Below are 13,563 nucleotides of genomic sequence, written 5' to 3' on the forward strand. Positions count from 1 at the left end.
TTGTTGCCGCAATCAGCGTGGCGAGCCGTCATAGAAGCCGCATCCCCGAGCGAAGACGAGGGGCTCTGCCGAGCGAAGTCGAGGCAGCGGAGGCGCGCGGTTCTCGCTCCGCTCGAACGAGCCCCTCGTCTTCGCTCGGGGATGCGGTCTATTGGGCTTCCTCTAGGAGACCCACGTCCACTCCCCACCCCAAAGCCGTCGCCCGCTCGAACTTATCGCAAAGCTCGTGAAACCGCAGTTGGTCGAGCTATTCGTGCCGTTCCTCTTACCCCACCCAGCGCCAGATTCCCGCGACCATATACCCCAGCGCCCCATGCGCCCAGGTCGCGGCAAGCCACAGCAGGATTCCGCCCAGCAAGGCGTGCGCGCGCGGGATGGTATCGCCCCATGGCGTCGTGCCGCGCATCTGCCGGGCAAAGGGCACGAAGCTCGTCCGCGCCGCCCAGTGCCGCCATGTGTCGCCCATCAGGCGCGCCTTCTTGGCATCCTGCCCCGCTGATCCGACGAGCGCGAGGAAGGCGATGATCGCGGACAGCGTGATCTGGCCCGGCGTCGGCATCACCAGCGCGTGGGCGAAGGCCCAGAGCGTGAAGCCCCACATCATCGGGTGGCGGGTGATGGCGAAAACCCCGCGCGGCGCGCCCTGCGCGCTCGCCGCCGCGCCCGGCGCGGGCAAGGCGGGGTTGCCGATCAGCGACCCCATGAACAGGATGCTCGCGAACAGCACGAGGAGCGAGGCGAGACCCCACAAGGGGCCGTCGACCGACCACAGCGGCGGTTCGGGCGGGAGGCCGCGAAACGCCTGCACCATCAGGATGAAGGTCGCGATCGCGACCACCGAATAGACGATCAGGAACCCGCGCTCGCCAAGCCCGCGCGAAAGCCCGTCGCGCAGCGGATGCGACAGCGCGAAATGCGTGCCGACGAACAGCGCGCCGGTGACGACCAAAAGCGAAATCGGCTGCATCGACGGACCCCTCCTATCGAACCGGCATTCTACCTGTCATACGCCTTTGGCAACGCGCCTTCTTCGGGCGTCCGATAGCGGTCGCGCAGGCGGTCCTGCCGCGTCACCAGCGACTGACTTTTGCCGTCGATCCAAATCGCCGTCGGGCGGCTGCCAAGTTCGAGCGGATCATGGTCCCAGATCACGACGTCGCCCGCACGGCCCGGTTTCAGCGACCCGATGCTACCCTCCATCCCGACCGCGCGCGCCGGCGCACTGGTGATCGCGGCGAAGGCCTGGTCCCAGCTCAGCCCGCTCGCGCCCGGCAGCTTCGACAGACCCACGAGGTTGCCCGCATATTGGGTGGTATAGCCCATCTTGTGCGCGTCATCATCGTCGAACACGCCGACCGATACGTCGATCCCCGCCGCCTCCAGCCGCCCGGCGTTCGATTGGGTCGCGCCCAGCCGCTCGAAGCTGTCGGGCAGGTCGCTGAGCGGCGAGACGATCACCGGCACCTTCGCCGCGGCGATTTCGCGCGCGACCAGCCAGCCTTCGGTCGCGCCGACGAGGACGAGCTTCAGCGCCGGCAATTCGCCCTTCAGCTTGAGCACGTTCAATATGTCGGCGGCGCGATCGACGCGGACGAACAGCGGCGTCGTGCCGTTGATCACCCGCACCAGCGCCTCGGCGTCGGCGCGCTGGATCATCGCGTCATTGCCCCATTCGGCGAGCGTCGCGGGGTTGCGGGCATAGCTGCGCGCCGCGAGCAATTGTTCGCGAAACAACAGGAAGGTCGCGGCGCGACTGCCGCCCGCCTTCGCCGCCCCGGCCTCGCCGAAGGCGACGAACTGCAGCGCGCGCGGCTTGGTCACCATATCCATGTCGTCGGCAAGGTCGACGACCGCGCCCTGCCCGGCGAACAAATTGCTGCTCGCCCCCGGCGCGACGATCGCGCGGGTGACTCCCGCGGCGCGGTTCACCGCGACCGGCGAGCCCATCGGATTGAGCGCGGGTGCGATATCGAGCCCCGCCGAAAAGCGCGACCGGGCCGCCGAGCGATCGTTGGAGCCCGCCACCGCATCGACCTCGACCAGCCCGACGCGGCTGAACGCCGCGACGATGCCGGGGGTCACATAATGTCCCTGCGCGTCGATGCTTTCGATGCTCGATGGCACCGCGACGCCGCGCCCGGCGGCCACGACCTTACCCCCGCGCACAATAACGGTGCCGCCCTCGATCGGCGCGCTTCCGTCACCGATGACGAGTTTCGCGTTGATGATCGCGATATCCTGCGCGGCGGCGGGAAGCGCGACCAGCGCGGCGGCGGAAAGAAGAAGCGTGCGGATCATTTCACATCTCCCTCGCCCGGCTGGCCCAGCTCGAAGTCGGTCACCGGCCGCCGTTTCGGATCATTCGCGTCGAACATCAGCGCGCCGTCGATCCAGACCTTTTCGGGGCGGGTATAGACGCTGAACGGATTGCCGTTCCACAGCACGACATCGGCCATCTTGCCGGGTTTCAGGCTGCCGATCTTGTCGGCCAGGCCGATCGCCTTCGCGGGGTTGATGCCGAGCCAGGTCCATGCCTGCTCGTCGCTGATCTCCATCCCCATCCGGCGCCCGGCGGCGAGCGCCTTGGCGGCTTCCTGGTTCAGGCGCTGGATCTGGTTCGCGTCGTCCGAATGGACGATCGTGCAGGCGCCCGCCTTGTAAACCAGCGCGATATTTTCGGGCACCGAATCATAGGCTTCCATCTTGAAACCCCACCAGTCGGCCCACATCGCGACGCAAATATCTTCCTTCTTGAGCAGGTCGGCGATCTTATAGGCCTCGACCGCGTGATGAAAGGCCGCGATCTTGTATCCGAATTCGTGGCTCATATCGATGACCTGCGCCATTTCGTCGGCGCGATAGCAATGGTTCTGGACGCGAATCTCGCCCGCCAGCACGCCGGCAAGCGTTTCCATCGCCAGGTCGCGGTCGACCGCCTTGCCCTCGTCGAGCTTCTTCTTATAGGCGACCGCCTTCGCCCAGGTCTGCCGGTCGACCGCCATATTGCCCATGCGGGTCGAGGGCATCCGGCCCTTGGCGCCATAGACGCGCTTCGGATTTTCGCCGCACGCCATCTTGAGGCCATAGGGCGCGCCGGGGAATTTCATTCCCTGCACCGTGCGCGCGGGAACATTCTTGAGCACGACCGAGCGGCCGCCCATCAGGTTCGCGCTGCCCGGCAGGATTTCGAGCGTCGTCACGCCGCCATTGGCGAGCGCGCGGGTAAAGCCCGGATCCTGCGGCCAGACGCTATGTTCTGCCCAGACTTCCGGCGTCACCGGGCTCGTCGCTTCATTGCCGTCCGAAAGGCCCTCGACACTCGGGCTCGGATAGACGCCGAGGTGGCTGTGGATGTCGATCACCCCGGGGGTCAGATATTTGCCCGTGCCGTCATAAACGTCGGCGTCGGTCGGGACCGCGACGTCGGCGCCGCCGATCGACAGGATCTTGCCGCTCGACAGGATGATCGTCCCATTGTCGATCCGCCCGCCCTCGCCGTCAAAGATGGTGACGTTCTTCACCACGGTCAGCCGCGACGGATAGCCCTTGTAGGTCGAGGGATAGGGATCCTTGCTGAACCGTGCCGGCTGGTCGGCCGAGGCCGTGGTCGCGGGCTTGTCGCTCGCCGCCTTCGGCTCGCCGCCCGTCGCCGCACAACCGGCAAACGCCAGCGATACCGCGGCGAGCAGGCCGCTCTTCATGCCCCTGATCATGACTTATGCTCCCCTGGTTTCGGGATGGACGCCCGCGGCCTGCGCTTCGCCGATCTCGCCCGCTCCCGCGACCGCATCCTCGCGGTCGCGCAGCGTGTCGAGGTGCATCCACTTCTTGACGATCGGCGACAGCGCCAGCACGACGACGCTGACGCCGATCGTGATCAGGCCGATCTCCCAATAGATGGCGAGCGTCGCTTCCTTGGTCATGTTGCCGCTTTCGCCGCCGGTCGCCTCGCCGATCTTGCCCGCGACGAAATTGCCGACCGCGGTCATATAGAACCAGGCGCCCATGATCAGCGACGCAAGGAAACTCGGCGCCAGCCGGTTCATCGCGCTCAGCCCGACCGGCGACAGGCAAAGCTCGCCGGTCGTGTGGAGCATATAAAGCAGGAAGACGAACAGCACCGGCGTCGCGACTTCGGGCCCGACACTGTTCGCGCCCCAGACAAAGACGAGGAAACCAAGCCCGACCTGCGCCAGCGCCAGCGCGAATTTCGCGGGCGCCGAAGGCTCGAGCCCCTTCTTGCCCAGCCACTGCCACAAGGCGGCAAAGACGGGCGCGAACAGGATGATATAGATGGGGTTGATCGACTGGAACACCGACGCGGGCACGCCGCCGGTGTCGACATAGCGGTCGGTATAGAGGTTGAAGCTGCCGCCCGCCTGCTCGAACAGGCCCCAGAACAGCGGGTTCAGCGCGATCAGGAACAGGATCGCGAACATGCGCTCGCGCGGTTCCTTATCGAGCTTGAGACTTTCGTAGAGAACATAGCCGAGCAAGCCCAGGCCCGAGATGATGAGCAAATTCTGGATGACGCCCTGATATTGCACGAGCGCCCACATCACCGCGACTGCGGCCAGGCCGACGCCATAGATCGCGAACTCCTTTTGCCGCGCCAGCGGCGCGGGCGCTTCGCCGGCGCCGAGCAGGACATTCTTGCCGAGCACGAAGACGATCAGGCCCGCGATCATGCCGATGCCGGCCAGGCCAAAGCCATAGGACCAGCCGACCTTCTGCCCCAGATAGCCGACGAGGATGGTGCCGAGCGCGGCGCCGACGTTAATCCCCATATAGAAGATCGTATAAGCGGCGTCGCGGCGCAGGTCGGTCAGGCGATAAAGCTGGCCGACCATCACCGAAATATTGGCCTTCAGGAAGCCCGAACCGACGATGATCAGCGCGAGCGCGAGCCAGAAGATGTTGATCGCGCCGTCGGCCTGCTTGGTCGCGGCGTCGGTGATCCCATGGTCGCCCTCGATCGCCATGAACAAATGGCCGAGCGCGAGCAGCACGCCGCCGAACAGCACCGCCTTGCGCTGCCCCAGATACCGATCGGCCAGATAGCCGCCGAGGACCGGGGTGATATAGACCAGCGCGGTATAGGCGCCATAGATCAGGTTCGATTTGGAATCCGAAAACAGCCAATGCTGCGTGAGGTAGAAAATCAGCAGTGCCCGCATGCCGTAATAGGAGAAACGCTCCCACATCTCGGCGAAAAAGAGCATGTAAAGGCCCTTGGGATGGCCGGCGAATTCGGGCTTCTTGCTGCCGGCGATCAGCGCGCCGATGCTGAGAAATACCCCGAGGACGACGAGCGCGATGACCGCGATCCAATCCCCTTCATCCCATAAAGCCATGTCTTTCATTCGATTGCGTCCCTTACCCGGATTGTTCTGACCGCGGCTTTCCGCCGCGCATGTGGGGCAACCTAGCGCGAAAATTGCGCAAGGGAAGAATCTAATTGCGCGTGAAACCATGTCGGCCGCCCTGTCTGCCGCGCGAAAAACGTCCGCCCCGCCGAAAATTATTGCGAATGGCTCGCAACACTTGCGCCGCGGTGCAAAGACGCCCACATGCGCCGCCATGTTCAACGACATCTCCTCGCTCCGCTCGCACCTCGCCACCCGCCGCTCGGGCAAGGCACGCGACATGGTCGCGCCCGGCCCCGACGCCGCGACCCTGCACGACATCATCGCGCTCGCGCTACGCTCGCCCGACCATGGCAAGCTGGCGCCGTGGCGGATCGTGACGATCGCCGACGACCAGCGGGACGCCTTCGCCCGATTGCTCAAGCAGGCCTGGGTCGCCGAAAACCCCGGCGCCGCGGGGATGGACCTGTCGGCGCTCGACCAGTTCGCGCATCAGGCCCCGACCCTGCTCGTGCTGATCTCGACCCCGGTCGCGGACAGCAAAATTCCGCTGCGCGAACAGCAGATGTCGGCCGGCGCGGTCGGCATGAACCTGCTCCACGCCGCGCACGCGCATGGCTTCGTCGGCAGTTGGCTGACCGGCTGGGCCGCCTATAGCCCGGCGGTTGCCGAGGCGTTCGGCGTGCGCGCCGCGGACGGAGCCACGGACGGAATCGTCGGCTATTTCTTCATCGGCACCGCGGGCGCCGACCTCTCCGAACGGCCGCGCCCGGAGTATGAAGATGTCGTCAGCGCCTGGGACATATAATAACAAACATCGGCCCGATCACATAATATCCTGATTTGACTGTGCTGCTGTCTTATGGCATTAAGGCGGCATGCTCGATCAGTCCAAACCGGTGTATCAGCGTCTGCGCGACACCATCGCCAACGCGATTCTCGACGGCACGTTTCGCGACGGCGACATGCTGCCGTCGGTGCGTTCGCTCGCCGCCGAAGAGGGCGCCAATCCGCTGACCGTCGCCAAGGCCTATCAGACCTTTCAGGACGAAGCGCTGGTCACGGTGAAGCGCGGGGTCGGCATGTTCGTCGCCGAGGGGGCGACCGAGCGACTGCGCGATCTGATGCGCGAGGATTTCCTGACCAACATCTGGCCCCCGGTCGCCCAGCAGATGCGCCGCATCGGCCTCGACGCACGCACCCTGCTCGATCTCAACGAGGCTTGAACGAGACAGAGGCTCGAACAAAGAGCGACATTTCCTTTCTCGTCACCCTGAACTTGTTTCAGGGTCCATGGCCTGCCGTTTCCTTCGGCGCGGCGTTGGACGAAAGCTCAGGCCATGGATGCTGAAACAAGCCTGTCCTGAGCCTGTCGAAGGGTGCAGCATGACGAATTTTAGAGGGCGGCCCTCCCCAAAGCGGCCAGCCTCCCCACCTACCGGCCGATCTGCTCCGCCTTGTCGCGCAAATCCTGCGCCGCCTGCCGGTTGCCCCGCTGATCGAGAAGATCGGCGTAGAACCGCATGATCTCACCGTTCAGCGGCTGCAACCGATAGGCGGTGGCGATCAACGGCAAGGCGCGATCGCGGTCGCCCTTTGCGGCATAGGCCCGCGCCAGATCGCGCAGGATCACCGCGTCGCGGTCACCGATGCGGCGGCGCACCCGCTCGAAATGCGCGGCGGCCTGGTCCCAATGCTCGATATCCATCGCCAGATGCCCCGCCAGCCGGTCGGCGGCGATGCTCGACGGCTGGCTGTCGCGCAAGGCGAGGATCGCGGCGCCCGACCCGGCGGGATCACCGGCGCGGAACAGCGCATTGGCGAGCCGCAGCGTGGTGCGCTCGCCCGCGTCGAGCGCGCGCGCGGCGCGATAGGATTCGACCGCCAGTCCAAAGCGCCCGCCCGCGAGCGCCGCGTCGCCGAGCAGGATGTGCGCGTCGGCGACCCCGCGGTTCGCATCGCGCAACCGGGTCGCGCGCGCGATCGCGCTGTCATAATGCCCCGCCGCCATGTCGGCCGAAATCGCCGGGATCGCCTTGGCCGGGTCGAGCGGCGCGGCATTGGCGTCCGCCGCGAGCGATCCATAGTCGTCGTCGACCGCGAACGGCCCCGCCTCGCCCGGCGCCAGCGCCGCCGCGCGCGCCATATAATCGGCCGCTTCGCCCTTGTGCCCCAGTTCCGACGCGGCGCGCGCCGCCAGCAGCAGCGACCAACTGTCGGCGTCCTGCCGATCGACGAGCGGCGCCAGCACCTCGGCTGCGGCATCGGCATCGCCGTCGGCCCAATTGGCCGCCGCGAGGATGCGGCGGGCGGTAAAATTATACGGCTGCTCGGCGATCAGCCGCTCGGCCCAGTTCACCGCCACCGCCTGGCCGCCCAGTTCGAGTTCGACGATCGCGCTGAGCAGCATGACGCCCGGCTGGTCGTCGAGTTCGCCGCGCGTGCGCTGGAGCAGGCTGCGCGCGAGCCGGTAATTGCCCGCGCGCGCGGCCAGCACCGCCTGTAGATAATAGAGCCGGGGGTCGCGCGGGACGAGCGTCGCGGCATGGCGCAGCGCGGCGAGCATATCCTTGTAGCGGCCCAGATCGCCGAGCGTCGCCGCCTGGTCGATCAGCGCATCGGCGTCGTCGGGATCGGCGGCAAGCGCCTTTTCATACCAGCCGAGCGAAGCGTTCAGCCCGCCCTGGGTGCGGACCAGATTGGCCTTGTAAGCCAGCGCCGCGCTGTTCTTCCCGTCGAGTTCGATCGCATAATCGACCGCATCGCGCGCGCCCAGCGTGTCGGCATTGGCATCGCGAAAGCGCGCGATATCGACCCACAGCGCCGAATCGCGCGGCCGTTCGCGCACCGCCCGGTCATAGGCGGCGCGCGCCGCGTCCAGGTCGCCGTCGGCCAGATGGACGTCGCCCGCGACCCACGCCGCTTCGCCGACCATCTCGGGCGCGATCGGCCCGGCATCGAGCGCGGCGAGCGCGCGCTTACTGTCACCTTGCAAAGCATAAGCGCGCGCAAGCAGCGGGCGCAGATAGGCGGCGTTCGCGCCAGCCGCGAGCGCCGCCTTGACCGACGCCTCGGCGCCGAGCCCGTCGCCCAGCCACAATTGCGCGCGCGCCAGCTCGACGCGCGGCCGCACCGCATTCGGATCGTCGGCGATCGCGGCCTGCAGGTCGGCGCGGCGGTCCAGCCACTGCTGGCGCGGCCCCGGCGGGCCGGCACCGTCGCCGCAGCCGGCCAGCGCCACCGCCGCGATCAGCGCGACGAGCAGAGGCCGGGCCAGCGTCATTCAGGCCTGCATCCGATATTGCTTGAGCAGGTCGTAAAGCGTCGGGCGGCTGATCCCGAGCAGCTTCGCCGCCGACGAGATATTGCCTTCGCTCTGCATCATCGCGCGGCGGATCGCGACGCGGTCGGCCGCCTCGCGCGCGGCGCGCAGGTTGATCCAGTTCGCGTCCCCCTCGCCGTCCGCCCCCGACAGGTCGAGATCCTCGCGCATCACCAGTCGGCCGTCGGCCATGATCACCGCGCGCTTGATGCGGTTTTCCAGTTCGCGGACATTGCCCGGCCAGCGCCCCTCGTCGATCGCCTGCAACGCATCGGGCGCGAAACCGCGCACGCCGGGGTTCATGTCGGGCGCATATTGATGCAGGAAATGGCGGGCGAGCAGCACCGCGTCGCCCGGCCGCTCGGCAAGCGCCGGGATCTTCACGACCATCTCGGCCAGCCGGTAATAAAGATCGTCGCGGAAACTGCCGTCGGCGATCATCGCGTCGAGGTCGCGGTGCGTCGCGCAGACGATGCGCGTGTCGACCGCGATCGCCTTGCGCCCGCCGATCCGCTCGATCGTCCGCTCCTGTAGGAACCGCAGCAGCTTGACCTGGAGCGGCAACGGAATGTCGCCGACCTCGTCGAGGAACAGCGTGCCGCCATGCGCGAGTTCGATCTTGCCCTCGGTCATCTTGACCGCGCCGGTGAACGCCCCCTTTTCATGCCCGAACAATTCGCTTTCGAGCAGATTTTCGGGGATCGCGGCGCAGTTGATCGCGACAAAGGCGCCGTCGCGCCGCCCGCTGGTTTCGTGCAGCCCGCGCGCCAGCAATTCCTTGCCGGTGCCGCTCGCGCCGAGCAGCATCACACTGACGTCGAGGTTGGCGACGCGCTCGATCGTGCGCGCGACCTTCACCATTTCGGGCGCGCCGGTGATCATCCCGCCGAGCACGCGATGGTCGCCCGCGCCCTGTTCGGCCAGCCGCGCATTCTCGACCTCGAGGTCGCGGACGTGAAAGGCGCGGGCGACGATCAGCCCCAGTTCCTCGATATCGATCGGCTTCTGATAGAAATCCCACGCCCCGCTGGCGATCGCCGCCAGCGCGCTCGCGCGTTCGCCGTGGCCCGACACGACGATGACCTTGGTGTCGGGTTTGTTCGCCAGGATCGCTTTCAGCACGCGAAAGCCTTCGCGCGTCCCGTCGGGGTCGGGCGGCAGGCCAAGGTCGAGCGTCACCACCGCCGGCTCCTCGGCGCGCAGCAGTTCGATCGCGCTGTCATGGTCGCCCGCGATCAGCACGCGATAATCGTCATAGGCCCATTTGAGCTGCGCCTGCAGCCCCGGATCGTCCTCGACGACCAGCAACGCCCGCGCTTCGGTCCCCACCTCGTTCATCCTATCCCGCTTTCCCCATCCGCTGCCCGTTCTCGCACGTGTCGGCGAGCGGCAGGCGCAGCGTGAAGGCGCTGCCCTGCTCCGGCTCGCTCGCGACGTCGATCGATCCGCCCATCGCTTGCGCCAGCCCCAGCGCCTCGAACGCGCCGAGCCCGAAGCCGCCTTCCTTGGTCGACACGAACGGCTTGAACAATTCGTCGCGGATGAAGGCGCGCGTCATCCCGCCGCCCTGGTCGATCACATCGATCCGCGCGCGGTCGTGCTCGGCGACCGCGATGACCTGAACCGGCGTGTCGGCGGGCGAAGCATCGATCGCATTGGCGACGAGATGCTGGACGATCTGGCGGATCGACGCCCCATCGCCCCACGCCGCGAGCCCGGCCTGGCAGCCGACGAAGATCGTGCGCCGCGGCCGCACTTCGGCCGCGACATCGCGCAGCAGCGGCTCGACGAGCGTCCGCCCCGCCTCCGCCGCGCGCCGTTCGCGCGGCGACAGGCGGACGAGCAGGTCGGACAATCGCCCCGCCGACACCTTCAGCGTCCCGATCATGTCGGCGCGAAACTCGGGCTTGTCGGCGTGTCGCTCGGCATTGCGCGCGAGCAGCGAGAGCTGGCTCGCCAGATTCTTGATGTCGTGCATGATGAAGGCAAAGCGGCGGTTGAATTCGTCGAAGCGCTTCGCCTCCGACAGGGCCTCCAGGCTCTGCGATTCGGCGAGATAGCTTGCCGCCTGCTGCCCCGCGATGCGCAGGACGTCGAGGTCCTCCCAGTCGAGCGGACGCGACACCGGCGGGCGGTGCAGCACCGCGACCGCGATCATCCGCTGGAAATGCAGCACCGGCACCACGACCCACGCGCGCATGTCGGCGCGCAGCCAGTCGGGAATCGCCAGATCCACCCCCTCGTGCCCGCTCCCGTCGGGCGCGGCCCCGCGACGCTCGACGTCGAGATCGACGATATGTCGGCTTTCCTGCAACATGAAGCTCGACCGCAGCGGCAGCGCCGCGCCTTCCTCGACGCCGGCGGGCCAGCGCCATTGTTCGGCGACGCGGAACGCCCCCCGCGCGTCGGGCAGCATCAGCAGCGCGCCGGGACTGCCGGTCAGTTCGGCGAGCGCCTTGGCGACGCGGCGGTGCAGGTTGCGGTCGTCCTCGCCCCCATCTTCCTTGGCGCCCTGCGCCAGCGTCGCGGTGAAGCGCATCCATTCGGCGCGATAGTCATAGCGATGCTCGAAGAAATGCTTCGAGATCATCACCGCGAGCCACGCGCGCGTCCGCGCCGACAGCAGCAGCACCCCACCCGCGCCGAGCGCGACGATCAGAAAGAGGCCCTGCGCCAGTTCGCCATAATCGCCGCCGACCAGCCGCGCGACCGCGCCGGCCAGCCCGATCAGGATCAGATAGGCAGCGGCGGCGATCAGGATCAGCGTGCGCGTCGCGACCGTGCGCGACAGGCGGATGCGCTCGCGCCCGACATCCATCGCCGCGAGCACGAAGGTCGGCACCGTCATCAGCGCGACCGCGGGCAGCAGGAGGATCAGCGTCGATGCAGGCTTGCCGGTCAGCGCCCCGATCAACTGGACATTGAGTTCATAGGCCCAGAGCATCGCAAAGCCGCCCGCGACCGCCATCAACGGCATCCGCAGGCCGACGCCGGCCCGGCGCGCCGCGCCATCGACGACCAGCAAGCCGCCGGTCGCGACGATCATCCCCGACACGCCGAGCGTCGGGCCCAGCCACGCGCCCGCCGCCGCGCTGCGCCAATGCGCCGCGATCCCGCCGATCAGCGCGATCGCACAGAGGGTGACGAGCAGGCGCAGGATCAGGCGCAGCGGCCCCGGCATCGGCGCATGCACCGGCCAGAAGGTCGCGGCGAGCCAGCCGAGCATCGCGACGTCGCGCAGCGACCGCGCCACCATCGCCTGCGACGATCCGGGCGCGAAGCGATAGAGCGCCGCGCACCAGATGGTGCCCGCGAGCGCGGCGATGATCAGCCAGTGCGGCGCGGGCATCAGCGCCGCCATGCGCGCGCGCGGCCGCGTCAGCAGCCACAAGGCAACACCGCCGAAACCGGCCAGCGCCAGCGCCGACAACAGTTGCGACAGGGCGCCCAGCGTCGCCACCGTCAGCGCGCGCCCTCGGGCCACAGCACGACGCGCACCGTCTGGAGCAGGATCAGCAGGTCGAGGAAGGGCGAATAATTCTTGGCATAATAAAGATCATATTCCAGCTTCACCCGCGCATCCTCGATCGACGCGCCATAGGGGTAATTGATCTGCGCCCAGCCGGTCAGCCCCGGCTTCACCATGTGCCGCTCGGCATAATAGGGCAGCTCGCGCGTCAATTCCTCGACGAAGCTCGGCCGCTCGGGGCGCGGACCGACGATGCTCATCTCGCCCTTGAGCACGCACCAGAGCTGCGGCAGTTCGTCGATCCTCAGCTTGCGGATGACATGACCGACGCGGGTGACGCGCGGGTCGTTCTCGCTCGCCCACACCGCCTTGCCCGCCGCTTCGGCGTCGGGGCGCATCGATCGGATCTTCACTATGTCATAGGGTTCGCCATACAGGCCGACGCGCGACTGGCGATAAAAGATTGGCCCCCGGCTGTCGCACAGCACCGCCAGCCCGCCGATCAGGATCAGCGGCAATCCGACGACGAGCACCAGCAGGCTCGCGACGATGTCGAACAAGCGCTTGGCGACGCGCGAGATGCGCTGCCCCGCCGAAAAGCCGTCCGAAAAGATCAGCGCGCTGGGATTGGTCGTCGCCAGGTCGACGCGCCCCGTCTCGCGCTCGATAAAGCTCGCGATATCATTGACATGCACCCCGGTCGTCTTGACGCGAAGCAGGTCGGCCAGCGGCAGCGCGCCGCGGCGTTCCTCCATCGCCAGCACCACCTCGCCGACGCCGAGCGCGACGACATGGTCCGACAGATTGGCGAGCGCCTCGCGCGGGATCGCGTCCTGAACCGCGCGCTCGCTGCCCGACATGGCGACGAACCCCGCGATGGCGAGGCTGCTGCCCGGCGCTTCGGCGAGCGCCCGCAGCCGCGCGGCGCGCTTGCCGGCGCCAAGCACCAGGATACGCCGCTTGAACGCTTCGGCGCCCGCCGCCTGGGTCAGCGCCAGTCGGATCACGAACAGCGCCGCGATCGCCAGCCCCATCGCGTAAAGGCTGTTGACGCGCCACAGCGTCGCATTGGGGAGGAGGAAGCCGACGACCGAGAGGAAGATCACGCCGAGCGAGATCGCGGCCAGCAGCCGCGCGGTCGCGAACTTCATCGATCGCAGGGCCTCGCTGCCGTACATTCCGGTCGCCATCATCGCCAGTGAATTGGACAGCGCAAAGGTCGCGAGCCGCGTCCAGCGCGCCGCAAGCGGGCCGGCGTCGAAGCCCGCGAAATGCGCATAGATATGCCAGGCCGCCTCGGCCGAACCGAGCAGCGCGATGAATTCGACGAGCGCCAGCCAGACCACGGCATGCGGCACATAATGTTTGAACAGACGGAACATCGAAAAGCTTGGCCCTTTCGAGCG

General features: G+C 67.5%; 10 protein-coding genes. 2 read left to right on the forward strand and 8 right to left on the reverse strand.

Annotated elements, in window-relative coordinates:
* Window positions 1–265 precede the first annotated feature (265 nt).
* Genes CVO77_RS01570 through CVO77_RS01585 form a run of 4 tightly spaced genes read right to left on the reverse strand, consistent with a single transcriptional unit; the run spans window position 266 to window position 5,363 of the window.
* Window positions 266–967: an NnrU family protein gene (locus tag CVO77_RS01570; RefSeq protein WP_105997584.1), complete on the reverse strand. Its 702-nt coding sequence runs from the start codon at window positions 965–967 to the stop codon at window positions 266–268.
* Window positions 968–996: 29 nt separating this feature from the next.
* Window positions 997–2,298 carry an amidohydrolase family protein gene (locus tag CVO77_RS01575; RefSeq protein ID WP_105997585.1) on the reverse strand — a complete coding sequence of 434 codons (1,302 nt, stop codon included), beginning with the start codon at window positions 2,296–2,298 and terminating at the stop codon, window positions 997–999.
* A complete protein-coding gene (locus CVO77_RS01580) occupies window positions 2,295–3,713 on the reverse strand; it encodes an amidohydrolase (RefSeq protein ID WP_242446062.1) in 1,419 nt (472 codons plus the stop codon). The genes CVO77_RS01575 and CVO77_RS01580 overlap by 4 nt, the downstream gene beginning before the upstream one ends.
* Before the next feature lie 3 nt (window positions 3,714–3,716).
* Window positions 3,717–5,363 (reverse strand): peptide MFS transporter, encoded by a 1,647-nt coding sequence (locus CVO77_RS01585; protein WP_105997586.1) that lies wholly within the window; start codon window positions 5,361–5,363, stop codon window positions 3,717–3,719.
* A gap of 217 nt (window positions 5,364–5,580) precedes the next feature.
* Here CVO77_RS01585 and CVO77_RS01590 point away from each other — a divergent pair, with 217 nt between their 5' ends.
* The gene (locus CVO77_RS01590; RefSeq protein WP_105997587.1) at window positions 5,581–6,174 is read left to right on the forward strand and encodes a nitroreductase family protein; all 594 of its coding nucleotides are present in this window, start codon (window positions 5,581–5,583) and stop codon (window positions 6,172–6,174) included.
* A gap of 70 nt (window positions 6,175–6,244) precedes the next feature.
* Window positions 6,245–6,592 carry a GntR family transcriptional regulator gene (locus CVO77_RS01595; RefSeq protein WP_105997588.1) on the forward strand — a complete coding sequence of 116 codons (348 nt, stop codon included), beginning with the start codon at window positions 6,245–6,247 and terminating at the stop codon, window positions 6,590–6,592.
* Between the two features lie 209 nt (window positions 6,593–6,801).
* Here CVO77_RS01595 and CVO77_RS01600 read toward each other — a convergent pair whose 3' ends face one another.
* The 4 genes from CVO77_RS01600 to CVO77_RS01615 are packed head-to-tail and all read right to left on the reverse strand — an operon-like array spanning window position 6,802 to window position 13,539.
* A complete protein-coding gene (locus CVO77_RS01600; RefSeq protein ID WP_105997589.1) occupies window positions 6,802–8,649 on the reverse strand; it encodes a tetratricopeptide repeat protein in 1,848 nt (615 codons plus the stop codon).
* Window positions 8,650–10,026 (reverse strand): PEP-CTERM-box response regulator transcription factor, encoded by a 1,377-nt coding sequence (gene prsR / locus CVO77_RS01605; protein ID WP_105997590.1) that lies wholly within the window; start codon window positions 10,024–10,026, stop codon window positions 8,650–8,652. It abuts the gene before it with no gap.
* Between the two features lies 1 nt (window position 10,027).
* Window positions 10,028–12,148 (reverse strand): XrtA/PEP-CTERM system histidine kinase PrsK, encoded by a 2,121-nt coding sequence (prsK, locus tag CVO77_RS01610; protein ID WP_242446063.1) that lies wholly within the window; start codon window positions 12,146–12,148, stop codon window positions 10,028–10,030.
* A gap of 2 nt (window positions 12,149–12,150) precedes the next feature.
* Complete coding sequence (locus CVO77_RS01615; RefSeq protein WP_105997592.1) at window positions 12,151–13,539, reverse strand: TIGR03013 family XrtA/PEP-CTERM system glycosyltransferase; 1,389 nt, start codon at window positions 13,537–13,539, stop codon at window positions 12,151–12,153.
* Between the last annotated feature and the right edge of the window lie 24 nt (window positions 13,540–13,563).

This window comes from Sphingopyxis lindanitolerans (genome assembly GCF_002993885.1).
GTDB lineage: Bacteria > Pseudomonadota > Alphaproteobacteria > Sphingomonadales > Sphingomonadaceae > Sphingopyxis > Sphingopyxis lindanitolerans.